The organism is Shewanella sp. 10N.286.52.E4, from assembly GCF_041468785.1.
In the GTDB taxonomy this organism is placed as follows: domain Bacteria; phylum Pseudomonadota; class Gammaproteobacteria; order Enterobacterales; family Shewanellaceae; genus Shewanella; species Shewanella electrodiphila.
This window is the reverse complement of record NZ_JBFRJJ010000005.1, coordinates 93,813-119,212: the sequence shown is the minus strand read 5'-3', so window position 1 is coordinate 119,212 and position 25,400 is coordinate 93,813. Positions and strand designations below refer to the sequence as shown.

Genomic DNA, 25,400 nt, shown 5'->3' with positions numbered 1-25,400 from the left:
AATAGGTTATAACATGGATACACATTCAGCTTTATATCATCGGTGTAAAAGCCGTTTAGCAGAACTACGTGAAACAGCGCCTCGACAAACCGTAACGTTAGATGAAAAACTAAAAGAAAACGGCATAACAAGACGCGAATTCATGACATGGAGTGCTTCAGTAACCGCATTACTTGCACTTCCCCTTCCTTTTACCAACTTAGTAGCTGAAGCCGCAGAGCTGGCTGACAGAGTTCCACTCATTTGGTTACATATGGCCGAATGTACAGGCTGCTCTGAGTCGCTAATCCGCACTGATACGCCCAACCTCGACAGCTTAATCTTCGATCATATTTCATTGGAATATCACGAAACATTAATGGCAGCTTCTGGCTGGCAAGCTGAAGAAAACCTTGAACATGCCATGGAAGCCTACGAAGGCAACTATTTATTGGCAGTTGAAGGCGCCATTCCAACAGCAAATAACGGTGCATTTCTAACTGTTGGCTGTAAAGGCCACACTGGAATGCAGATTGTCAAAGAGGCAGCTGAAGGTGCTGCGGCGATTATTTCGGTGGGAACTTGCGCAGCGTTCGGTGGTGTTCAAGCGGCAGCGCCAAACCCTACGGGTTCCAAAGGTGTTCAAGACGTTATTGATAAACCTGTTATTAATCTAGGCGGCTGCCCGCCAAGTGAAAAAAATATTGTCGGCACTTTGATGTATTTCATTATGTTTGGAAAACTACCTGCGCTTGACATGTTCAATCGACCTAAATGGGCTTATGGCGCACGCGTACACGATAACTGTGAAAGACGTGGACGTTTTGATGCAGGCGAATTCGTTGAAACATTTGGCGATCAAGGCGCAAAAGATGGCTACTGCTTATATAAAGTGGGCTGTAAAGGACCGTACACATACAACAACTGCCCTACTGAACGTTTTAATCATCATACAAGCTGGCCAGTATTAGCGGGTCACGGCTGTATTGGATGCTCAGAACCTAATTTCTGGGATGACATGGCAGATTTCGAGAAACCATTAGGGAGACAGTTATTGCATGGGGTTGATGCAACAGCTGACACCATTGGCGCTGTAATACTAGGCGCAACCGTTGTTGGTATAGGTGCACATGCTGTCGCAAGTCTATTTGCTAAGCCTTTAGAGGAATAACTCATGAACAAACGTGTTGTAATCGATCCTATTACTCGAATCGAAGGTCACCTGCGTGTAGAAGTCGAAGTTGATGAAAATAATGTTATTAAAAAGGCTTGGTCTTCTTCTACTTTATGGCGTGGCATTGAAGTTATTTTAAAAGGTCGTACTCCGATGGATGTGGGCCTTATTGTTCAACGTATATGTGGTGTCTGTACTTATTCTCATTATCGCTGCGGAACAGAAGCGGTAGAAAATGCATTAGGTGTGAAAATTCCTTTAAATGCAAAATACTTGCGCTCACTGATGCAAACCTCTTTGTATATGCATGACCACATTGTTCATTTTTATCATTTACATGGTTTAGATTGGGTTGATGTGGTTTCAGCATTGAGCGCGGATCCCGCATTAGCAGCACAAGAGGCAGGTAAATACACTGCAAATCCTATCGCTGCCGGTGAAGGTGATTTACGCGCTGCACAGGAGCGCGTTAAAGGTCTCGTGGATACAGGTAAGTTAGGGCCATTTGCCAATGCCTATTGGGGTAATAGAACCTATCGATTTACCCCAGAGCAAAACTTAATCGCTTTATCACATTATTTAAAAGCGTTAGAAGTTCAACGCGTCGCTGCAGAGATGTTAGCCATTTTCGGCGGCAAATCCCCTCACCCACAATCGCTAGTTGTAGGTGGCGTCACTTCTGTTCGAGACATGTTAAGCCCTGCTCGTTTGCAAGAATGGAAGCAAAAACATGCCATAGTGCAAGATTTTATTATTCGCGCATATAAAGCCGATATTGTGATGGCTGCAGCGGCCTTTGGTAATGAGCCAAGTGTGCTAGGGGGCGTTAATGTAAACAACTTTATGGCAACTAATGACTTTGTGCTGGCTGACGGTCAATACATGTTTGATCAAGGCGTGATAATGGCTGGCGATCTTGCTGGTGTGACAGACATTGACCCAGATTCAATCAAAGAAGATGTTACGCACGCATGGTATGAAGCTGATGGCCCACAACATCCCTATGACGGAACGACCGTACCCGATTACACCGGTTTCGTCGAACGAGATACTGTCTACGGAAAATTACCTACAGTAGATGGCGATGGAAAATATAGCTGGGTTAAATCACCTCGATACAAAGACGAACCCGTTGAAGTTGGTCCTCTGGCATCATTATTGGTGAGTTATGCTCGTGGAAACCAAGTCGTCGTTAGTGCAGTAAACGGATTACTTGAGGCAACAGGCTTACCCATTGGAGCCTTATTTACCACGCTTGGTCGAACAGCTGCTCGGATGCTACAAACTGTTATTGTCGCTGAAGAAGGGTTAAAGACATTTGATGCGATGCTTATCAACATGCAGACAGATGAAAGTACTTACGTTACGCCTGAGATTGATTCAACGAAAGAGTACGTTGGTCACGCGATGATTGAAGCGCCGCGAGGCATGCTCAGTCATTGGTTAAGGATCAAAGGCGGTAAAATTGAAAACTACCAAGCGATTGTCCCTACTACGTGGAATGCTGGGCCGGTAGACGTCAACGGTAAAGTTGGTCCGTATGAAGCTTCGTTAATAGGCTTAGAGCTAGAAGATCCGAGTAAACCACTTGAAGTCATTCGTATAATTCACTCTTTTGATCCTTGTATGGCATGTGCAGTTCATGTCATGGACTACAAAGGCACAAGTTTGGGTGAGTTCCGTATTGACCCTAATGGTCTTTAATCGTTTCGCAAACCAAAGAGGAATTGATTATGACTCAGGTTGCTACCCATCATAGAGAATTAATTTTCTCGCCTGCCATCCGAATATTTCATTGGATTAGGGCATTATCGATTGTAGTACTCATAGCTACTGGATTTTACATTTCTTGGCCATTTTTAGTGGCACCAGAATCATCCGATGTATTAGTGCAAGGATGGATACGTTTTGCCCATGTTATTTTTGGCTTCGCATTAACCAGCGTCACCATAGTGCGTTTTTATCTGTTTTTCTTTGGAAGGAGTTCCATTGAAAGACGTTCAGTTAAAGATGTATTAAGTATTAACAGCTGGATAACCCAAATTAAATCTTACATTTGGATGGGGCACCTTAATAAAGCTGGTGTATATGGTCCACTACAATTCGTCACTTATGTAGGAATTTCATTGGCAGCATTATTCATGTGTATAACGGGTTTAGTGCTTTACGCTAATGTGTACCATGAAGGATTCGGTGGATTAATATGGGAGATTTCAGCTTGGTTTACTGCCCTTATGGGAGGACTGGCACAAGTTAGAATTTGGCACCACATTATCACATGGGCATTTATTGTATTCATGGTTATCCATGTTTACATGGCTGTTTGGTCAGGTATTCGCTTTAAACATAACTCTGTTGACTCAATTGTCTCTGGTTATGATTACCATAAGGATCACTAAGCCTTGTCTACTACTCTACTCATCGGGATAGGAAACGTACTGTACGCTGATGAAGGTATCGGCGTACATTTCGTTAATTATATCCAAGAGAAATATCAGTTTTACCACCCAACAGACAGCATTGATTTACTCGATGGTGGCACACTCGCACAAGGGTTAATCCCTATTCTATGTCGCTACGATAACTTAATTGTTGTTGATACTGTCAACAGTCCAGGAGTTAATCCAGGTGAAGTATATTATTTTAACTTTGATCAAGCGCCACCGGAAATCGATTGGCAAGGCAGCGCTCATGAAGTTGAGATGCTGCAAACCCTTATCATGATGGAAATGGTTGGCGATAGACCTGATACCCATGTTGTGGGGGTTACACCAACAGTGATAGAACCGATGACGTTGGGGCTGACACCTTCTATCCAAGCAGCGGTCCCCACTATGGAAAAAGTATTACTTAAGCACCTTACTGAACAAGGGTTTACTTATCAGCAAAAAGCTGAAGTAGATATTAACGCACTTATTCCTGATTCATATAAACGCGGAACACTAGCATATGCCTAAAATCAGTTTTAACTTTTTTTGCCATCGCGATATTCCTTTATATGCAGATCTCTGTAATTCATACCTCGCGGATAACCGTTTTGATTTTACTGTTGGCCATAATATTAATAATGGCCAAATCGCTCAACATGCCCAATTCACACCGATACATACTTACTTTATTGAAGTAGAAGCTTCACAGTCTGAATTAGCCCAATTAGCTGATGAAATAGCGGCTAAATTTTTATATTCAATTTGGCTTAAAAGCGCCGAAGTCATTGCTATCGACGTAAGAAAAGGCACTAAAACGTGTTTACAACACCAAGCAGTCCATCAAGGTTATTGCAGTGAATGTGAGCCATTGATTTCGAACTTAGATAACAGCTCAGATAAAGACTTATATAAAGAAATAGCCGTTCCTTGCCCCCACTGTTTAGGTGAGCGCAACCTTAAACAGTATGAAATTGGTTTCAATCAGCAAGATATATCAAACCTAGTCAACAGGATACTGCAAGGTGAAGAAGTTTGGATTGGCCAGCAAGATAACTCACTTTGTTTGAGCTTGAATCCCATAATTACTAATCAAACCACAGAATTACATCCTAATCTCTTAGAATTAAGTTCCTTACAGCAAGTGTTGATTACCCACCCAGCTGTTATTTCATCTTCATTTATCATTAAACAGCACCAGTCTCTTGCTTTATCTAGCTTCGAGAAACCTTTTTTAAAGCTTGCCCCGAATAAAAAATCAAACATCGACCGGAGTGAACTGAATCAAGATTTAAATGAAAGCTATTACAATGTGACTTTCGCTGACAGCCGGTTACTCATTCGTGTTGCAGCACTATTAAAAAGACAACAAATTAATTGGTTATATATCAAAAAGCCACAAAATAACCTTAGCGTGTCTTGGGTCAATAATGTGTGGGTTCAAAACCAAACGACAACTGACTTAAACTTTGAAGCCCCCATGCCAAAGCACGATGACAATCGATATCTTCAAGGTAATCATATATATAATGTGTCGTGGCAAAAAAATACGTTGAAATGTACCGTTACTGAATCAAATGAAACATTAGCTAGCAGTCTGATTCAACAAAAACCATTACAAGGTATAGACGCAGCAACTTGTGCTTTACATGCTGGTTTATTAAATACGGGTTGTGTCACTAGCATTAATAGTTCATTAGAGGCTTCTTCTAGTCTTAAAAAGCTCGCTTGTATTTATTTATCAAATAGTCAATCAAGCTCTGTGATTACTCAAAATCAGCAAGGAGAAATTAGTTCATTTTTACAAATGCCTACACTGCCACAAAGTGGTCAGCAATTAATTAAAGAGTTAGTGTCCTCTGATATGAACACTATATTTAACAAATATTGTGTAGCCTACCCTGAAGTATTCAAGATATTAACTGATTTTACGTTAACTTCAGGGACTCAGGCAGTTAGCTTGCAAACCTTTATGGCATACGCAGCGTTAATAGTATTACCTGATGAACAAGTTAGAAAGAATGGTCCTAGTTCACCATTTTCTAACGCCCCTGTTGCTAACACCCCTGTTTGTAATGCCCAAGAGTTAGCAGACAAATTCCACGCATTGGCGCAAAGTTATCATGGCAATAATGCTCCTAGAGTCGATTTTCCGCTGTGTGCGATTAATAGTGAAGATAACAATGCCCTACATAAACGTTCTATTAATTGGCGTAAAACACTCGCAAGTCTAATGAGCTTTAAATTAGCGGGTGCCAACCCTGCCATTTTAGCCTTTGGTTTTTTTGATTCATTAACCGACTATTTGAGTAACTGGATAGATCATTTAGAACAAGAGCAAGGCATAGATGCGGTAGTGTTAGCCGGAAACAACTTTAGTTATGAAGTCATGGCAAACAGATTGTGTATCCGACTTGGCAAAAACTATCCTTTAGTTGTGAATCGTCAACTTGATTTAGAAGGTGCCAACATTGCTGTTGGTGGTTTGTACCTTGCTAAACGACGTCGATAGGAGCCATTGATGACAATACATAGTGGTTATCGCCAACAAGTCAGGTTAAATATAAACGGCATCGTACAAGGGGTTGGGTTTAGACCTTTTGTGTACCGGCTTGCAACTCAATCCAATTTAGTGGGTTCAGTGTTAAATAACCAACAAGGTGTGTGTATTCATTTACAAGGTTTAAATACTGATATCAATAAGGTCGTACATCAACTAAAAGTCAATCCCCCACCTCTCGCACGTATCGACAAGTTGTTAATAAAAGAAGAAGCTATAGATAGCTCACTGCAACACTTTGTTATTGAAACAAGTACAAGTAGTGATGAAGCTGTCGTGTCTATTTCTGCCGACAAAAGTGTTTGTGGTGACTGTTTACTGGAAATGCGCGATCCCAAAAACCGTCACTATCAATATCCATTTACCAATTGCACCAATTGCGGGCCTCGTTATAGCATCATTAACAATCTGCCTTACGATCGCATCAATACATCAATGGCAAACTTCGTGATGTGCGATGAATGCGCGTATGCCTATAACGATCCTTTAAACCGACGATATCACGCCCAGCCGGTCAGTTGCCCCAAATGTGGGCCACAACTGAACTATATCGACTGTACAGCTAATTCAAACAGTTTTAGTGCTCTTACCAACCAACAAATAATCAGCAAAATTGTTAGTGAACTCAATAATGGAAAAGTTATTGCCATAAAAGGATTAGGTGGGTTTCATATCATTTGTGATGCCACTAATGATATTGCAGTAAAACGTCTACGTCAGCGCAAACATCGTAAAGCTAAACCTTTAGCGGTTATGGCAACCGATTTACCTAATGCTCGTCAAATGGTTGAAGGTACACCTAAAGAATGGCAAATCCTTAGTTCAGCAGAAAACCCTATTACACTGATGAAAAAGCGAAGTGATATGGAGATTAACCTAAGTCCTGCGCTTGCGCCTGATATTGATACTTTAGGTATATTTCTGCCATATACACCACTGCACCATCTATTAGTTGAAGCCTTTAGAAAACCGTTAGTTGCAACCAGTGCTAATATTTCTGGCTTACCTATCATTACCGATGGTAATGAAATCAAACAAAAGCTTGGCGAGGTGGTAGACGGAATTGTTGATCATAACAGGCCAATAGTTAATGCCTGCGATGACAGTGTGGTGCAAGTCATTGACGATAAGATCCAAGTCATTCGACTCGCAAGAGGTTATGCACCACTTAGCATCCCTTTAAGCAATAAATTACAGCATCACCTATTAGCTGTTGGCGCTCAACAGAAAAATACCCTGTGTTTTGCGTTTAACGAAAATGCATTTGTAAGTCCACATATTGGTGACTTACATAATCTAGAAACTAATCAATATTTCGAGCAAACAATCAATACTTTTCGCCGCCTTTATCAATTTACACCAGAACAAATCATCGCTGATAAGCACCCAGAATATACATCGTCACAATGGGCTAAGTCACAGGCCAATGAACAAAAACTCCCGTTTGCCAATGTTCAGCATCACTATGCTCACGTATTGAGTGTTCTCGCTGCCAACAATTATGATAAACAAGTCTTAGCATTTAGCTTCGATGGCACAGGGCTTGGAGATGACAACCAATTATGGGGCAGCGAATGTATGCTTGCAGATGCGCATAATTTTGAAGTTAAAGCGCACTTTAGATCATTTAAACTGATAGGCGGTGAGCAAGCGATAAAGCAACCAGTACGTATTCTGTTAGCCTTGTTATTCGACACCATGTCTGTTGATGAAGTCATGACATTGCCGATTAATGCCATACAGCAAATGGATAAATCAACAGTCAATAATCTTCACAACATGTGGCTTAATAACAGCGCTTGTATTGAGTGCCGCTCGGTAGGACGTATTTTCGATGCTGTTGCAGTTGCCCTGAACCTTATAATTGAAAATGATTTTGAAGCACAAGCTGGAATGCTGATAAGCACTCACGCAAATATGGCTATTGAAACAGAACAATATAATGACGCTAACAATCTAATCAGTGCCCCATCGACCTTAGGTAAGTTGTCGATAATCTCAAATGAGGATCTTATTAATGATGTAACTCCCCTCACCAAAACAAAAACAAAAACAAAAACAAAAACAAAAACAAAAACAAAAACAAAAAGTATTCAAATTTTTGAACCTTCACAACTTATCTATCAGTTAATCACACGTTTAATAAACACAAAAAATAGCAACGACCTGCCAGACGTGACTAACCAACTGTGTTTAGAGTTTATCGAAAGTTTAAGCCAAGTTGTTTGCTACATGGCAAAGCTATATCCGAGCTATAAGCTGATTTTATGTGGCGGTGTTTTTCAAAATAAATTGTTATATGAAATGACCTTACAACATCTAAATCGTCATTTTAATTATTCACTAGATAAGGTGTTACCAAGCAAATTGGTTCCCATAAATGATGCAGGCATTTCATTAGGACAAATTTGGTATGCCTACCAACAACTGAACAAATCACAAACCCAGCATTAGAGTCTAAAGAGTTTCGATTTACTGATGTCAATCAAAGTATCAAATGAATGACGAGTTAATATTGAATAAACAATAACCAGTACGACAATGGTAAATAGGGTTTTTAAAGGAGTTAAAGTATGTGCCAAGATTGCGGATGTTCATTAACGGATCACTCAAACCTTCATACGAATCCACAGCTTAATGACACCAAAACATTATCTGTTATTCATAAAATCTTAGATAAGAACGATCACGAAGCGCAACATAATCGACAGCACTTTGAAGCGAATAAAGTGACAGCTTTCAATCTCATGAGTAGTCCAGGGAGCGGTAAAACAACCCTACTTGAGCACTTACATGAATACTTACCTAAAAAATATGCGGTAATCGAAGGCGATCTTGAAACCTCAAGAGACGCTGACAGATTAATAGCTAAAGGAATTGAGGCATACCAAGTTCAAACGGGTTCGGCATGTCATTTAGACGCTTTCATGGTGCATCAAGCATTACACCATATTGACCTAAAGCCTATCGATGTTTGTTTTGTAGAAAATGTCGGCAATTTGGTGTGTCCAGCCAGTTATGATGTAGGTACCCACCACAACATCGTCTTATTATCTGTACCTGAAGGCGATGACAAAATTGAAAAATACCCCGTCATGTTCCGCCGCGCAGATCTAGTCCTGATTACTAAAATGGATTTAGTAGAACACTTTAACTTTTCCTTAGTTGAGTGTCGTAAACAACTCGAAAAATTAAACCCTAATGTCACTTTAATGCCTGTTTCAGTAAAAGATCCACAGTCGATTACGGCTGTGGCTCAGTGGATCCTTAAACATCAAGAGGAATTGTAATATGTGCTTATCTGTTCCTTCACAAGTGACTGAATTACATGATGATGCAAGCGTAACCGTTAATACATTAGGTGTTAAGCGACGTGTCAGTGCTCATTTAATGACGGAACCATTAGCAATTGGAGATTTTGTTCTTATCCATATTGGTTTCGTGATGAATAAAATTGATGAAACAGAAGCCAACTTAAGTTTAGCACTCTACAAAGAGATAGTTGAAAAGCTAGCCCTTGAGGAGCAAGCCTAATGATACTCTCTGATTTATACCAGCAGTTCAGAAACCCTGAAACTATACGAGCTTTGTCGCAAGCGATAAAAAAAATCGCAAGTAAAGTCGAAACGGATATTAATATCATGGAAGTTTGTGGGGGGCATACTCATACGATAATGAAATATGGTTTGAACCAACTACTACCTGCAAACATCAAATTTATTCACGGCCCTGGTTGTCCTGTTTGTATTATGCCTAAGGAGAGAATTGACCATGCCGCAGCCCTAGCCCAGTTACCCAATACGATTTTACTGACATTAGGTGACATGATTAGAGTACCAGGGTCTAAGGGGAACCTGGCTAAATTTCGGGCTAAAGGCGCAGATATTAGACCGCTTTATGATCCCTTAGATGCGATCACGATAGCCAAAGAGAATCCGTATAAAAAAGTCATTTTCTTTGCTATTGGTTTTGAAACATCTACCCCTATGACTGCAGTATTAATTGATCAAGCAGAGAAACAAAACATTGAAAACCTTTTGTTTCACATCAACCATGTGCTTGTTCCACCCGCCATTGACACTGTCATGGCTGATACAGAGTGTAAGGTTAATGCTTTTATCGGACCTGCTCATGTCAGTGTCATTAGTGGCGCTAAAGTATATCGACCTGCAGTAAAGCAATATCAAACACCGCTTGTTGTATCAGGGTTTGAACCAGTTGATGTTATGGAATCAATTTTACGTATCGTTAAACAAAAACATGCCCAAATTGCTGAGCTGGATATTCAATATAGCCGAGCAGTGACTGAAGACGGCAATCTTGCAGCTCAACAGTTAATCAACAAATATTTGACCCTACGAGACAGTTTTAGGTGGCGAGGACTAGGCCCCATTCCCAATTCGGCTTTACGTCTTAAAGATGAATTTTCCCATCGCGATGCTGAAATTATTTATTCAACAGTGCTGCCTACAGAAGAAATCAACGATCATAAAGCATGTCAATGTGGTGATATTTTACGGGGCATAGCTAATCCACCTGATTGCAAAGTATTTGGGCGTGGCTGTACTCCTGAAACTCCATTAGGTAGCTGTATGGTGAGCTCTGAAGGCGCTTGTAATGCTTATTATCGATATGCTGGGGTATCTCATGCTTAATAAAAAGTTCGAACAAATACAACTTAGTCATGGCGGTGGTGGCAAAGAAATGAATGCATTGATTAACGATATGTTCTTTACTGCGTTTGCGAATCCAATTCTGACATCTCAAGAAGACTCAGCTCAGTTACAACTATCAGGCGCAACGGCTTTTACTACTGATTCTTTTACTGTCGACCCTTTATTTTTTGCTGGTGGCAATATTGGAAAACTAGCCATAGCTGGAACAGTGAATGATCTTGCCATGATGGGCGCACTGCCAGAATATTTAAGTTGTAGTTTTATTATTGAAGAAGGTTTTGCCATAAAGGATCTGCAAACTATTGTGACCAGCATGGCTGAAGAAATGCAGCAAAGTGGCGCTCATATTGTTTGCGGTGACACCAAAGTCGTCCCTAAAGGCTGCGCCGATGGCATATTCATCAATACCTCTGGTGTCGGCAAAATTATCAAACAAGGCATATCAGTCAACAATCTTCAAAATGATGATGTGATCATTGTTTCAAGGGATATTGGACGCCACGGTGCTGCAATACTCATGGCCCGTGACAGTTTGTCTTTAGAATCAGATTTAACCAGTGATTGTGCAAGTCTGTGGCCTATTGTTGAGCAACTTATCACAGCAAATATTGACATTCATGCAATGAGAGATGCAACCCGTGGTGGCTTATCTGCAGTATTAAATGAATGGGCAATGGCATCTAATGTTGGCATTAGTGTCGATGAAAAATTGATTCCTGTTTCGACCGAAGTGCAAGGTTTATGTGAGCTATATGGTTTTGAACCCTATGATTTAGCCAATGAGGGGACGTTCATCATGGCATTGCCACGAGCCGCAGCAGATAAAGCATTAGAAGTCATGACCCAGTATTGTCATTGCGATCAGGCCAGTATTATTGGTTATGTCACAGACGCGCACAATGGCAAAGTCATTTTAAATACCCCATGGGGAAGCAGTCGATACTTAAACATTCCTCAAGGTGAATTATTGCCAAGGATTTGCTAATGCATGAATACTCCATCGTCATGTCACTAATGGAACAAATTGAGCAGTTAGCCAAAGATAACCAGGCCACCAGTATTGTGAGGGTTGATATTAAAGTGGGCGTTCTTAGTGGTGTTGAGCCAGATTTACTTCTGCGTGCATTTGATACTTTTAAACTGGAAACAATTTGTAAGTCAGCCTTCCTTAACATCAAGCTACAGCCCTTAATAATTAAATGTAGGCAATGTGATAAAGAAACAACGCTTGAACAACGAAATGTTATCTGCCCTTTATGTATGAGTTATAACACTCAAGTGGTTGAAGGTGAAGAAATGATGTTGATGCAATTAGAGATGAATACGTAATAAAACAAACTAGGTACTTAGAATCAATTCTTACAAAAGGAAATTAATAATGAACACTAAATTAATTGCTCTATTATTCGCGACTGCACCGACGGCTGTTTTTGCCCATGAAGGTCATGGTGGTATGGGCTTATTTCATCATTTATATGAACTAGCACCAGCAATTACACTGGTTGCAATCGTCGCATTTGTTATTTATCAAAAAACTAAATAAATAACGATAGATATCTCTCGAAGAGCTCTAGATACAGGGCTCTCTCGTTTTAAAGTAGGTTATTTTTTTGCCCCATCTTTGAAGCAAACTTGTGTTTATTACATTGTAAAATTGAGATACACACAAACTGCAAACGCTTATGTCGAATCGTATTAATCTCCTATCGCTGTTTTTATTCCAACTTTGAACATAAAACAATCAGAGTCATGTCCATTTATGCAAAGCAATGTAAAGCTATGTCACTTTTTACTAATTAATAAAATAATAGGTTATGTTTAATCATGAAGTTCATACAGTTTAATCGAAGCTAATTAAGACATATTCAAGGAAGCGTGATGCCAGAAGAATTGCTAGATGATCCTTTTACTGTAAGTGAAGCTGCAGACTTCATTTCAACTAAAAATGCCATTTCACAAAATAATGCCGTGATTGCAGTAAATCGTTTTGGTCTCGGCGCAAAACCTAACGAATTAACCCATGCGGAAAAAGATCCGCAAGCCTTTTTGATTAATCAATTAGTCATACCTAAGTTTTTACCCACTCAATATAGTTCTGATTCAATAATGCAGCTTTTAGCAGACTATCAAAAACAGAAACAACGAGATAGAAAAGCGATTGAAACGAGCACTGTAGGTATAAATATACCCACAGAAACTGCTAACAGTATGTCTATTGATACAAGTATGGCTAACTCAGATGCGACAGACAATGTCAAGGCTGCTCCTCTAAAGCCGAAAAACAAACCGCCATTTAGAAAAGCTTTTATTGAATTAACCACCAGTAGTTTACAGAGCGCAATTGACTCACCGAACTCCCTGAGTTGGCGGCTATTACAATTCTTTTCTAATCACTTCAGCGTTACAGCTCAAGGGCCTTTCATGACAGGACTAGCACCGACGCTAGAACGTGAGGCTATCGCGCCTAATCTATTAGGCTCGTTTGAAGATATGTTGCTTGCTGTTACAGCCCATCCAGCAATGATTAAATATTTAAACAATGAAAAGTCTTTTGGCGCTAATTCAAAATTAGGTAAAAGAGGCAAAGGGTTAAATGAAAATCTCGCCCGTGAAATCCTTGAATTACATTCCTTAGGGGTAAATAGCGGCTATTCACAAACTGATGTGATTGAACTAGCAAAAGGCATTAGTGGATGGAGTATTGCTAACCCAAAACGAGACAAACAAACCGGGTTTATGTTTCGCTCAAATGGCCATGAATCAGGCACAAGAAAGTTACTTGGCAAACAGTACCCTCAATCCGGTATTGAACAAGGGCAAACCATGCTGGTAGATATAGCAAGGCATCCTCAAACTGCAAAACATCTTTGTTATAAGTTAGCCAAACACTTTATTGCAGATAAACCTTCCGCGTCATTACAAAATCAATTAGTGAAAACCTGGATTCGCACTAACGGGAATATCAAACAAGTGATGATCACCATGATTAGCTCAACAGAGGCATGGCAACCTATACGGCAGAAGTTTAAAACACCCACAGAGTTTGTTATCTCAGCTTATCGAGCATTTGATATTTCTGTGCCTAAAGGTCGAAAAATGATTCAGTTAATCACGGAGTTAGGTCAGCAGCCTTTTAAAGCTAATTCTCCAGCAGGCTTTAGTGACGATGAGAAAGATTGGAATGGAGCCAATGCGCTGATGACCAAAATTAACTGGTCGGTGAGATTAGCGGAGAGACAACGTAAACAAATGGCAGCAGATTTGATTGTAAATACTTTTGGTCAAACCATGACAGAGTCATCTTATAAGACCATTACCCGAGCTGAAAGTCGCGATCAAGCACTTGCATTACTGCTATTGAGTCCTGAATTTTTAAGGAGATAACATGGAACGTCGCGAATTTATCAAAGGACTCGGTGCCAGTTTAGTGATGTTAAGTAGTGGAGTATCGACATCAGCACTAGCAACCGATATCAAAACCAATAAAAAGAATCTAGTTTGGGTCATGCTTAGAGGCGCTTTAGACCCATTGCACACTGTAGTTCCGATAAAAGACGACAACTTACTCACGTTACGGCCTACTCTAGCTAAGAGCGTGATGAAAAGTGCCTTAGCATTAGATAACCAGTTTGGGCTTAATCCCGCTTTAACTCATTTACATAAATGGTACTTAGACAAGCAATTACTGCCTATTGTCGCTGTATCATCAGGTTATGAAAGTCGCTCACATTTTGATGGTCAAGATTACCTCGAAAGCGGCGGTAATTTAAATAACTTAGATTCTGGATGGTTAGCGAGATCTTTAAGTGGTCTTTCTAATTCTGCTATAAGTACGAGTAAATATAGTAAACAAACTTCATCAGCGATTGCCATTGCCAATAGTACGCCAATTAGCTTACGTGGAAGCAACGCTGTTAACACCTGGTACCCAGCAAATATCAAAGCTGCAGATGACGATATTTATCGTCAATTAAATAACTTATATCAAGATGATAAAAGTTTACTGCAGAATTTAACCGATGGGTTAGCACTTCAAGACACTGCCATGATTGATGATAGTAAAAAAACCAGTCGCAAATTTATCGAGTTAGCAAAAGCATGTGGTAATTTCTTAGTAAAGAGTGATGACATTGATTGTGCCATGTTGGAAATGGGTGGCTTTGATACTCACAACAATCAGCATAAGCGTTTATTGAAACAGTTAACTGAATTAGACAGTGGCTTAGCAGCCTTAAAGTCCTCTTTGGGTTCTCAATGGGATGACACTGTTGTGATTGTAGCGACAGAGTTCGGTCGCACCGTAAAAGAAAATGGCACTCAAGGAACCGATCACGGTACAGGCAGTGCAATGTTCATTGCTGGTGGCCAGGTAAAAGGCGGTAAAGTATTAGGTGATTGGCCGGGTCTTCAAACTGAGCAACTATTTAAACAACGTGATTTACAGCCAACAACTAATAGTTTTAGTTGGATAGCCAGTATATTGAAGCAACATTGGCAGTTAAGCGATGACGCCATCGCAAAAGTCCTTCCCTTACATAAGCCATATAGTAATCAAATAATGATGTAAAAATATGCGATAAGTTTTCAATCCCTACTTACATACCAAGAGCAAAATACTAAAAAGCCTGACTATCATATTAAATAGTCAGGCATTTTTACCATTCACTTCAAAGCCAAATCTTTATGAAGTGGCTTTAATGATGTTAACTCTAAGCTTTAAGCGCTGCATCAATCATAACTTGTGCTTGACTGATTATTTCAGCAAGGTGATCTTCACTTATGAAGCTCTCTGCATATATTTTAAATAGCGCTTCGGTGCCAGATGGACGCGCTGCAAACCAACCATTTTCAGTCGTCACTTTAATACCGCCAATTGCCGCGTTGTTACCTGGCGCATGTGACAAAATAGCAGTAATAGTTTCACCTGCAAGCTCTTTGTCAGTAAAACTGTCGGAAGATAGCTTTTCAAACTTGGCTTTTTTCTTCAAGCTGATCGGGCTATCGATGCGAGTGTAAAAGCTTTCACCAAACTGTTCAGTAAGTTCAACATAACGCTGCGCGGGTGTTTTACCGGTTACGGCCAAAATTTCAGCGGCAAGTAAGGCTAAAATAAAGCCATCTTTATCGGTACACCAAGTGCTACCGTCTTTATTTAAAAATGCAGCGCCTGCACTTTCTTCACCACCAAATGCAATTGTGCTATTTGCCAAGCCGTCCACAAACCATTTAAAACCAACTGGCACTTCTAAACATTGACGATTATGAGACTGACAAATTCTGTCAATAATCGCACTTGATACTAATGTTTTACCAATGGCTAAATCTGCAGACCAACCTTGGCGATATGTCAGCAAATAATCAATTGCTACAGCTAAGTAATGATTAGGGTTCATTAATCCAAAACCAGGACACACGATTCCGTGACGGTCGTAATCTGGATCGTTACCCACACAAACATCATAACTTTCACTATGAGCTAACAAACCCGCCATCGCATAAGGGGATGAACAATCCATGCGGATTTTGCCATCTTTATCCAATGTCATGAAACCAAATGACGGATCAACTTTTTCATTAACTAAGGTAATATTTAAACCATGTTGCTTAGCAATATGTTCCCAGTAATAAATACCTGAACCACCTAATGGGTCAACACCAATACGTATTTTAGCTTTAGCAATGGCTTCTAAATCAATCACACTAGATAACGCATTGACGTAAGGCGCGATGAAATCAACCTCATCAATCCAACCTGAATCGAGTGCAACGCCATAATTAACTTTCTGCACACCAGATAGCTGTTTAGCTAAATATTGATTCGCCTTTGCTTCAATTTGTTTGGTGATGTCAGCTTCCGCTGGACCGCCATGGGGAGGATTGTATTTAATACCGCCATCTTGTGGCGGATTATGTGAAGGGGTAATAATTAACCCATCAGTTAATTCCCCACCATTTGCATTAGCTGCAATAATGGCTTGAGATACAACGGGTGTAGGGGTGAATCCATCGTCTTTTTGAACTTTCACAGCGACTTGATTAGCTGTCAATACTTCAAGTACTGACAAATAAGCTGCGTAAGACAATGCATGAGTATCAAAACCAACAACCATAGGCCCTTTTATGCCAGCTTGTTGACGGTAATCAACTACGGCTTGAGTGATTGCCCAAATGTGGTTTTGGTTAAAACTCGACTTTAACGCACTGCCGCGATGTCCAGATGTACCGAAAGTGACTTTCTGTTGCACATCTTCAACGTTGGGGGTGATACGATAATAATAACTCATCAATTTGGGTAAATTGATCAAATCCGTTTGTAACGCCACCTTTCCTGCTCTATTGTGAATCGCCACCCATGTTCTCCCTATTTAGATTTTAAATTCTTTCTGAAATCGATTGTGCCAGTTCTTCATTACAACCTAATTGCAATAACACTTCTGATAAAATAGTGCGCTTTTTAGCGGTGTTATTATTGGTTGTCACCCAGTAACCGCTCTCGCCAATTTCTTTTGGATTAGCTGATTGGCTTGCTGATAATAACTCAGCCTTAGAACGGGCAAAATAAAGACGCCCGCGTCCTTGGATTTTTAAGATTTGTTCAAATGTCTTAGGTGTTAATGCAGACAATGATTCCAACAAGAACATAAATCGCCCTACTGCACCTTTTTGTTGAGCAAGCATATGTTCATGCACAACATCTTTAAAATCGACATCAACATGTTCACTAGTGTCTATGAGATTTTCAGCTTCAGCAACTGCAACTTTTTCTTCTTTAACTTGAACGTTAGCAACTTGATTGTTTGTAACCGGCTTTATTTCAATGGCGTCATTGGTAGATTCTAAACTAGGGTGACTAATAGCAAGAGGCTCTGCAGGTTCTGATGTTTCAACAGAAAGGTCTAACAATCGGCGTAATATATCTGATGCGCTTTCACCGATACGTTCCGTTTTGCTTGCAATATAACGATAGAGTTCTTCGTCTATCTCAATATATTTCATATTAGTCTGCTTCCTTTGGTCTTAAAAAACGAATGCCGCCTAATGCTGTTAATCTTTTTTGTGCACTTCTTTTAACAAGATGCTGAATAATGGCGGCTAAAGGATCGATTTTGATCGATCAAATTAATAATTACAGTCTACCCATCTGTCGCTGTAGGTTAAAGAGCTAAAGTCACTAAATCGTTCATAATTAGTCAATTTCATTAAATCAATTTGCTGGTGGATTGTTTAATGAACATTTGTTTCAAGAAAAAATCACATCAAGTGTTGAAATTTAAGTTAATTTACAGGCAAAATCACCGCCTAAATGATCGTGACAACGGATAAATACTCAATGCATTTTGTTTCATCAGGCGAAGGCCAAGCAGTAATTTTAATTCATGGCTTATTTGGTAATTCAGACAATCTCAAAAACCTAGCCAGTGCATTAGAACAAAACTACCAAGTCATTCGTGTTGATTTGCCCAATCATGGCAATAGTGAGCATTGGCATTCTATGGATTATCCAAGCCTAGCTCAGGAATGTGTTGAGCTTTTACAGCAATTAAAATTATCTGAGGCGCATTTTGTCGGTCATTCCATGGGGGGTAAAGTGGCCATGGCGTTAGCTTTATTGCACCCTGAAATGGTCACGAGTTTGGTCGTTGCTGATATTGCCCCTGTCGCATACAGCCCACGCCATCAAAAAGTATTTGCCGGATTAACAAGTTTACCGTTAGCAAATGTTACTTCACGAAAATTTGCTTTAGATCACCTCACTCACGCAGACATTGATCTTGGTACGGCACAATTTTTACTTAAAAATTTACAGAAAACCGATAATGGTTTTGAATGGAAAATGAACTTAGAAGGTTTAATCGAAAATTACCCACATATTATTGGTTGGGACATGCCTGATGCTGTATATCCAAAACCATGTTTTTTCATTCGGGGTGGTGACTCTGAATATGTATTGGCGGAACATACAAGCGCCATTATGAAACAGTTTCCACAAGTAAGCGCAAAAACAATCAATGGCACAGGCCATTGGTTACATGCACAAAAACCTGAAATATTTAATCGTTTAGTGGTTGAATTTATTGATAAGCACCAAAGTTAACTAGCATAAGGCTCAGTTAGGTCGGCATCTGTGTAAATTTAAAAAAATGAACTCTGCAGATATAGCCCACGTATCATCATTGTGGTATATTCCCGCCCTCTTTTAGCCTTAAAGTAAAACTGAAGGTAAAAACATGTTGAATCAATACATGGATCAAATTGAGACTCTCGGTCTAAACTTGTTTTTTGCTTTAATTTTTTTCTTTATCGGCATGGCGATTCACGATGTACTCAAACAAGGCAAAGTGCCTAAGTTTGGTCGATATATCGTTTGGTTAGTATTATTCCTTGGCTGTGCCGGGTTTGTAGCAAAAGGTATTATTCAGATGACCTGGGAAGGCTCAGGCATCGGTTAAACAAAACGATGGCAAAAGAATCAACAGACAGAACAACGATTGACCTGTTTGCTTCTGAAAAACGTCGTGGACGTCCAAGAAGCAATCCCTTAAGTCGGGAACAACAGTTAAAAATCAATAAGCGTAATCAGATCCAACGGGATCGCGCTAATGGATTAAAACGAATAGAGTTAAAGGTGTCACAAGTTTTGTATGACGCCTTGAACGAACAAGCATTGGCCAGTAACATCAGCCGTAGCCAGTTAATCGAATTAATCCTGCAACAACAAATCGACAACTGAACCATATTTTATAATTCGCAAAGCGAACTAGATATTTAAAGGATAGCAAATGGCAACTGTAGGTCTTTTTTTCGGTAGTGACACTGGTAATACCGAGGCTGTAGCCAAAATGATCCAGAAGAAACTGGGTAAGCAAATGGTTGATGTGAAAGACATCGCCAAGAGCACTAAAGAACAAATCGCTGAATTCGATTTAATTTTATTCGGTATCCCAACTTGGTATTACGGTGAAGCACAATGTGATTGGGATGACTTTTTCCCAGAACTTGAGCAAGTAGACTTTACTGACAAGTTAGTCGCAATCTTCGGTTGTGGTGACCAAGAAGATTATGCTGAATACTTCCTTGATGCTATGGGCATGGTTGGTGACATCGTTTCTGCACGTGGTGGCATTATCATTGGTAACTGGCCAACTGAAGGTTATGATTTTGAAGCTTCTAAAGGCTTAGTCGATGATAAGCATTTTATTGGTTTAGGTATCGATGAAGATCGTCAACCTGAATTAACAGAAGAGCGTGTAGACGCTTGGGTTAAACAAATTTACGAAGAAATGTGCTTAGCAGAGTTAGAAGACTAACCACATATCTCATCAGTTATCGGATATCAGTTCGATAGCTTGAATAAAAAAAGCGGCATTAGCCGCTTTTTTTGAATCTAGTTTTTAAATTTAATTGTAGAAGCCGGTTATTCTAATTGCTTATTTAAGTTGCTTATTTAAGTTGCTTATTTAAGTTGCTTATTTAAGTCAATTTTTAAATTCGATATTAGAATTAATTTTTACAATCCATAACACCTAATTGCTAGAAAGAGCCAATGGCAGCAAGTTTACAAACTACAACTTCAGTACAAAGGAAACGCTATATGACAAGCTTGAGTGATTCATTTACTCAAAACCAAGCAACACACTGGGATATCTTTTGTGCTGTGGTTGATAACTATGGTGATATTGGTGTTACTTGGCGTCTAGCAAAACAGTTAGCAGTTGAATATCAAATTGACATTAACTTGTGGGTCGATGACTTACAAAGCTTCTCACATATTTTACCAGAGCTAGATTGTAAACTCTCAAAGCAGCGCTTTTTTGGTGTGAATATTTTACAATGGAACACCCCTCTGGATATACCTTACATTCCTGGTTCACTATTAATAGAAGCTTTCGCCTGTGAATTGCCCTCATCAGTAATCGACATAATTGAATCGCAACATAAAGCGCATCAGACAATTGAGCCAAATAGCAGTTTAGCAAATAATGTCAGTGAACCACCTGTATGGATAAACCTTGAATACCTTTCGGCTGAAGATTGGGTTGATGGATGCCATGGCCTGCCCTCAATGCAAGCAAGCGGCATTAAAAAATATTTCTACTTCCCAGGATTTAGTCATCACAGTGGTGGATTAATCTGTGAAGAAAATTTATTTAACCAACGTGATAGCTGGCAATCGGATGATAAAAATAAACTAGCCCTGTTTAAGCGGCTTGGTTTAACCGGTATTAATGTAAATGATTACGTTATTAGCGTTTTTAGTTATGAAACTGACGCGCTAACCGCTTTATGCCAGTATTGGATTAATGCAGCTAAGTCTGAAGTTAACACCCAAAAGATACATGCCTTAATTCCTATGGGTAAGAGTCTGCATAGTATTATCAGTTTATTAGGTGTGTCGTTCGACACTATAAAAGCAACCCAGCGATTCTCTATGGGTAATTTGACCATACATATATTGCCCATGACTGATCAGACTGAGTTTGATCGCCTTTTATGGAGCTGCGACTTTAATATCGTTCGCGGTGAGGACTCATTTTTAAGGGCGCAATGGGCAGCAAAACCATTTATTTGGCACATATACCCACAAGAAGATGATTATCATCTAGTAAAATTACAGGCTTTTGTTAATATCTACAGCCTGAAACTTGAAAATGATATCGCAAATACTTGGTCTAAAACCAATTTTGCTTTTAATCAGCAAGATACCAATGTCGTTGAACATTGGCAGCAACTCATTTCAGCACAATTGCCACTGCAGCAGCATGCTAAAGATTGGCCTGTTGATGCTAAAAAGGATGCAGATCTCGCTTCACGACTGGTTGAATTTGTGAAAACCAGCTAAGATACTGCGCAATTAAAAATTAATACCTAAAAATAGGAATAAAGTAATGAAAACTGCTCATGAACTCCGTCCTGGTAACGTGATCATGTTAGATGGCAGCCCATGGGTTGTTCAGAAAACTGAAACAACTCGCTCTGGCCGTAACGCTGCAATCGTTAAAATGAAGCTTAAGCATGTTCTACAAGATTCAACCACTGAAACCACCTTCAAAGGTGATGACAAGATGGAAGATATCATCCTAGAACGTTTAGCATGTACTTATTCTTACTACGCTGATCCAATGTACGTATTCATGGATGCTGAGTACAATCAATATGATGTTGAAGCTGATAACTTAGGTGATGCAGCTGCTTATATCGTTGACGGTATGGAAGAAGAGTGTTCAGTAACTTTCTACGAAGGTAAAGCTATCTCTGTTGAGTTACCAGTTACAATCGTACGTGAAGTGACTTACACAGAACCAGCTGCTCGTGGTGATACTTCAGGTAAAGTAATGAAGCCTGCGACTATTACTGGTGGCGGTACTGTGACTGTTGCTGAATTCGTAAAGATTGGCGACATGATTGAAATTGATACTCGTACAAACGAATTCAAAAAGCGCGTTTAATCCACGCATTTTAGATCTAGATTACGATATGTATAAAAAGCCAGCTCATGCTGGCTTTTTTTATTGTTTTTAATTGGTTAAAGCCAGTTTGAGTTCATAAGAGACAATATCTATCCAATAGCCCTTTCGAAGATTAATAAACTACTTAGCTAAGCATATACAGGATTTAACATCGTCACAGGTATTAATAAAACATCACTGCAGTATAAAACGCTAATTATTGCAAAAAACCTTATAAAAAAACCTTTAAACTAAAGGTTAAATTCGTTATTGTTCGCAGACTTAAGTCGTAATTAGTAATGTTGAGGCAACTATGCGCCCTATAATCAAATCCAATAAACTCGATAGCGTATGCTATGACATCCGTGGCCCTGTACATAAAGAAGCTCGTCGTCTTGAAGATGAAGGACATCGAATCTTAAAGCTTAACATTGGTAACCCGGCCCCATTTGGATTTGAAGCCCCAGAAGAAATTGTTCGTGATGTTATTTTAAACTTACCCAGTGCTCAAGGTTACTGCGAATCAAAAGGGTTATTCTCAGCTCGTAAGGCCATTGTGCAACATTATCAAGCTCAAGGTATACACGGTATCGACATTGAAGATGTGTATATCGGCAATGGTGCATCAGAACTTATCTGCATGGCATTACAGGGCTTGCTGAATACTGACGATGAAGTACTTATTCCTTCGCCTGATTATCCATTATGGACAGCGGCTGCAAACCTAGCAGGTGGTAAAGCGGTTCATTATCGCTGTGACGAAGAGTCAGATTGGTTCCCAGACTTAGAAGACATCAAAAGTAAAATCACCTCCCGTACACGCGGTATTGTGATCATTAATCCCAATAACCCCACTGGTGCGGTATACAGTAAAGAGTTGTTATTAGATGTGATCGAACTTTGTCGCCAACATGACATTATTTTATTTGCCGATGAAATTTACGACAAAATTTTATACGATGACGCAGTACACACCCATGCGGCGTCGCTTTCAGACGATATTTTAACGGTTACTTTTAACGGCCTTTCAAAAGCATATCGCGCCGCAGGTTTCCGAGTTGGCTGGATGGTACTAAGCGGAAATTTAAAGTCTGCAGCTAATTACATTGAAGGGTTAGATATGTTGGCCTCAATGCGTTTATGCTCTAATGTGCCCAATCAACATGCCATTCAAACTGCATTAGGCGGTTATCAGAGTATTAATGAGTTAATACTGCCAAATGGGCGCTTAACAGCACAACGAGATGTATGTTTTGATGCGCTTAATAGTATTCCTGGAGTCAGTGTTAAAAAACCCAAAGGCGCCTTGTACGCATTCCCTAAGTTAGACATGAAAAAATTTAACTTGCGCGATGATGAACGATTAGTGCTCGACCTATTGAAATCACAAAAGATTTTATTAGTACAAGGAACGGCTTTTAACTGGCCAGAACCAGATCATGTTCGAGTGGTGTTCTTACCACATAAAGAAGACTTATCTAAGGCGCTCACCGACTTTGGTAATTTTTTAGAAGATTATTCCCAATAAACCACAGAGATTAAGTTGGTAGTACAACCCATTAAACCAAAAGCCACTCAGTTCTCTAAGTGGCTTTTTGTTGTCATATGCGCTTAATTTTATTCTTGAGGCGTTATAAACTGCAATCGTTAATCATTACAAAAGCGGACTAAATAGATAAAAGACTTGCTCAATAAAACGTTTATACATAGGACGTTGCTGCCACTCTTCATCGGTTAAAATATCTGAGTCATCCATATAGGCTTGTACAAGTTGCCCTAACCTTGCGGCGAATTTGACATCATCCACAGCTAAGGTTAATTCAAAGTTTAGCCATAAGCTGCGCATGTCCATATTCACAGTACCAATTAAGCAGTGTTCCTCATCTATCAGCACTGACTTGGTATGTAATAAACCACCATTAAATTGGTGAATCTTCACTCCAGCTGCTAATAACTCTGTAAAAAAGGAGCTGCTAGCCCATTTTACCATAGTAGAATCATTTTTACGTGGAATGATGATGTTAACATCCACTCCTCGTAATGAAGCTGTCACTAGCGCATCTAGCAATTGCTCGCTGGGAACAAAGTAAGGAGTCGTAATAATAATTTTATGTTCAGCTTGATACAGACTTTGCAATAATACTTGATGAATAACTTCTTCCGGCATACCAGGTCCTGACGGGATAGCCTGAACTAAAGAGGATGTATCTGTACAATGAGCCTCAGGTGGTATTTCCGGTAAAATTCGCTCATTAGTTTCAACTTCCCAGTCCCAAGCACTTACGGTATTCATTACCGGCACAACTGGGCCAGTAATTCTAACCATAATGTCAATCCACTCACCTACACCATCAGATTGTTTAAAGCATTTGGGATCAACTAAATTCATAGAGCCGGTATAACCAATCGTGTTATCTATGACCACTATTTTACGGTGCAAGCGTAAATCCATTCTTCTAAAAAACATTCTTAGTGGGCTAACTTTCAATGCGGCAACAACATTAATCCCAGCATTTCTCATTTTTGAAGGCCAAGATGATTTGAAAAACAAACGACTACCCGCTGCATCTAGTAGTAGCTTAACTGAAACACCTCTGTTTGATGCATTGATGAGTGCTATAGCGACTTCATCAGCTAGTCCTCCTGGGTGCCAAATATAAAACTCCATATCGATGAGCGTTTGGGCATGATTAATATCACTAATAATCGAGTTCAGTATTTGCTCAGGTGTTTGTTGCAGCACTAATTCGTTTGCTGTTAACGAAGGAATATTTAATTGCACATCACATAATTTACTTATCGAACTAGCATAATCACTTTGACGCTCAGGTTGATGTGCGTTGTGCTGATATAAAGCTGAAAACCAATCAGCATAAGGTTTATACATGGCTTTAGAGCGGCTAGAACGCGCTTTACCAAGGTGTAATTCACCAAATAATAAGTAAGCAATAACCCCCACAAAAGGCAGGAAATAAATAATCAATAACCACGAAAAAGAAACCCCAACACTTCTGCGTTTAATCACAATGCGCGTTGCAACGCCGCCCAGAATTAACCAATAAAGGAAAACACCAAGCACGGCAATTATTTGGGTTATTTGATCCATAGGTATTTGATTCGCCCTAAGCTTTATAGTGA

General features: G+C 39.7%; 24 protein-coding genes. 21 read left to right on the top strand and 3 right to left on the bottom strand.

The window, feature by feature from the left end; translation table 11 throughout:
• Positions 1-13: 13 nt before the first annotated feature.
• From hyaA to AB4153_RS02830, 14 genes are all read left to right on the top strand, one after another.
• Entirely contained in the window at positions 14-1,150 is a 1,137-nt protein-coding gene (gene hyaA, locus AB4153_RS02895; protein WP_371996300.1) for a nickel-dependent hydrogenase small subunit, read from the top strand.
• Between the two features lie 3 nt (positions 1,151-1,153).
• Positions 1,154-2,857 (top strand): nickel-dependent hydrogenase large subunit, encoded by a 1,704-nt coding sequence (gene hyaB, locus AB4153_RS02890; RefSeq protein WP_371996298.1) that lies wholly within the window; start codon positions 1,154-1,156, stop codon positions 2,855-2,857.
• 29 nt (positions 2,858-2,886) lie between these two features.
• A complete protein-coding gene (gene cybH, locus AB4153_RS02885; RefSeq protein ID WP_229368617.1) occupies positions 2,887-3,552 on the top strand; it encodes a Ni/Fe-hydrogenase, b-type cytochrome subunit in 666 nt (221 codons plus the stop codon).
• A 3-nt stretch (positions 3,553-3,555) separates the two neighbouring features.
• A complete protein-coding gene (locus AB4153_RS02880) occupies positions 3,556-4,110 on the top strand; it encodes a HyaD/HybD family hydrogenase maturation endopeptidase (RefSeq protein ID WP_102527265.1) in 555 nt (184 codons plus the stop codon).
• Positions 4,103-6,091 carry a hypothetical protein gene (locus AB4153_RS02875; RefSeq protein WP_371996296.1) on the top strand — a complete coding sequence of 663 codons (1,989 nt, stop codon included), beginning with the start codon at positions 4,103-4,105 and terminating at the stop codon, positions 6,089-6,091. Before AB4153_RS02880 ends, AB4153_RS02875 begins: the two co-directional genes overlap by 8 nt.
• 9 nt (positions 6,092-6,100) lie before the next feature.
• A complete protein-coding gene (gene hypF / locus AB4153_RS02870) occupies positions 6,101-8,593 on the top strand; it encodes a carbamoyltransferase HypF (RefSeq protein ID WP_371996295.1) in 2,493 nt (830 codons plus the stop codon).
• 119 nt (positions 8,594-8,712) lie between these two features.
• Complete coding sequence (gene hypB / locus AB4153_RS02865; RefSeq protein ID WP_371996294.1) at positions 8,713-9,429, top strand: hydrogenase nickel incorporation protein HypB; 717 nt, start codon at positions 8,713-8,715, stop codon at positions 9,427-9,429.
• Position 9,430: 1 nt separating this feature from the next.
• Positions 9,431-9,673 carry a HypC/HybG/HupF family hydrogenase formation chaperone gene (locus tag AB4153_RS02860; protein ID WP_102527261.1) on the top strand — a complete coding sequence of 81 codons (243 nt, stop codon included), beginning with the start codon at positions 9,431-9,433 and terminating at the stop codon, positions 9,671-9,673.
• A complete protein-coding gene (hypD, locus tag AB4153_RS02855) occupies positions 9,673-10,794 on the top strand; it encodes a hydrogenase formation protein HypD (protein WP_371996293.1) in 1,122 nt (373 codons plus the stop codon). The genes AB4153_RS02860 and hypD overlap by 1 nt, the downstream gene beginning before the upstream one ends.
• Complete coding sequence (hypE, locus tag AB4153_RS02850; RefSeq protein ID WP_371996329.1) at positions 10,787-11,800, top strand: hydrogenase expression/formation protein HypE; 1,014 nt, start codon at positions 10,787-10,789, stop codon at positions 11,798-11,800. Before hypD ends, hypE begins: the two co-directional genes overlap by 8 nt.
• The gene (gene hypA, locus AB4153_RS02845; protein WP_303517172.1) at positions 11,800-12,144 is read left to right on the top strand and encodes a hydrogenase maturation nickel metallochaperone HypA; all 345 of its coding nucleotides are present in this window, start codon (positions 11,800-11,802) and stop codon (positions 12,142-12,144) included. The genes hypE and hypA overlap by 1 nt, the downstream gene beginning before the upstream one ends.
• Positions 12,145-12,193: 49 nt before the next feature.
• Positions 12,194-12,358 (top strand): hypothetical protein, encoded by a 165-nt coding sequence (locus AB4153_RS02840; protein WP_198589538.1) that lies wholly within the window; start codon positions 12,194-12,196, stop codon positions 12,356-12,358.
• 335 nt (positions 12,359-12,693) lie between these two features.
• Positions 12,694-14,199 carry a DUF1800 family protein gene (locus AB4153_RS02835; protein ID WP_371996291.1) on the top strand — a complete coding sequence of 502 codons (1,506 nt, stop codon included), beginning with the start codon at positions 12,694-12,696 and terminating at the stop codon, positions 14,197-14,199.
• A 1-nt stretch (position 14,200) separates the two neighbouring features.
• Positions 14,201-15,382: a DUF1501 domain-containing protein gene (locus AB4153_RS02830; RefSeq protein WP_102527257.1), complete on the top strand. Its 1,182-nt coding sequence runs from the start codon at positions 14,201-14,203 to the stop codon at positions 15,380-15,382.
• A gap of 142 nt (positions 15,383-15,524) precedes the next feature.
• Here AB4153_RS02830 and pgm read toward each other — a convergent pair whose 3' ends face one another.
• A complete protein-coding gene (pgm, locus tag AB4153_RS02825; protein ID WP_303517174.1) occupies positions 15,525-17,165 on the bottom strand; it encodes a phosphoglucomutase (alpha-D-glucose-1,6-bisphosphate-dependent) in 1,641 nt (546 codons plus the stop codon).
• Positions 17,166-17,187: 22 nt separating this feature from the next.
• Positions 17,188-17,811: a replication initiation negative regulator SeqA gene (gene seqA, locus AB4153_RS02820; protein WP_371996289.1), complete on the bottom strand. Its 624-nt coding sequence runs from the start codon at positions 17,809-17,811 to the stop codon at positions 17,188-17,190.
• Positions 17,812-18,145: 334 nt separating this feature from the next.
• On the opposite strand from seqA, the gene AB4153_RS02815 reads away from it, so the two are divergent.
• The 7 genes from AB4153_RS02815 (at position 18,146) to AB4153_RS02785 (ending at position 23,790) form a co-directional block, all read left to right on the top strand.
• A complete protein-coding gene (locus AB4153_RS02815; RefSeq protein ID WP_371996288.1) occupies positions 18,146-18,910 on the top strand; it encodes an alpha/beta fold hydrolase in 765 nt (254 codons plus the stop codon).
• Positions 18,911-19,043: 133 nt separating this feature from the next.
• Positions 19,044-19,265 carry a DUF2788 domain-containing protein gene (locus AB4153_RS02810; protein WP_102527253.1) on the top strand — a complete coding sequence of 74 codons (222 nt, stop codon included), beginning with the start codon at positions 19,044-19,046 and terminating at the stop codon, positions 19,263-19,265.
• Positions 19,266-19,273: 8 nt separating this feature from the next.
• Positions 19,274-19,546: a LexA regulated protein gene (gene ybfE, locus AB4153_RS02805; protein ID WP_055023987.1), complete on the top strand. Its 273-nt coding sequence runs from the start codon at positions 19,274-19,276 to the stop codon at positions 19,544-19,546.
• 49 nt (positions 19,547-19,595) lie between these two features.
• Positions 19,596-20,123: a flavodoxin FldA gene (gene fldA / locus AB4153_RS02800; protein ID WP_102527252.1), complete on the top strand. Its 528-nt coding sequence runs from the start codon at positions 19,596-19,598 to the stop codon at positions 20,121-20,123.
• Between the two features lie 284 nt (positions 20,124-20,407).
• Positions 20,408-21,655: an elongation factor P maturation arginine rhamnosyltransferase EarP gene (gene earP / locus AB4153_RS02795; RefSeq protein ID WP_371996287.1), complete on the top strand. Its 1,248-nt coding sequence runs from the start codon at positions 20,408-20,410 to the stop codon at positions 21,653-21,655.
• Positions 21,656-21,701: 46 nt separating this feature from the next.
• On the top strand, positions 21,702-22,262 hold the full coding sequence (efp, locus tag AB4153_RS02790; RefSeq protein ID WP_102527250.1) for an elongation factor P: 561 nt from the start codon (positions 21,702-21,704) through the stop codon (positions 22,260-22,262).
• Between the two features lie 313 nt (positions 22,263-22,575).
• On the top strand, positions 22,576-23,790 hold the full coding sequence (locus AB4153_RS02785; protein ID WP_229368604.1) for a pyridoxal phosphate-dependent aminotransferase: 1,215 nt from the start codon (positions 22,576-22,578) through the stop codon (positions 23,788-23,790).
• Positions 23,791-23,916: 126 nt separating this feature from the next.
• Here the strand turns inward: AB4153_RS02785 and cls are convergent, their stop codons facing one another.
• Positions 23,917-25,368 (bottom strand): cardiolipin synthase, encoded by a 1,452-nt coding sequence (cls, locus tag AB4153_RS02780; RefSeq protein WP_371996286.1) that lies wholly within the window; start codon positions 25,366-25,368, stop codon positions 23,917-23,919.
• Between the last annotated feature and the right edge of the window lie 32 nt (positions 25,369-25,400).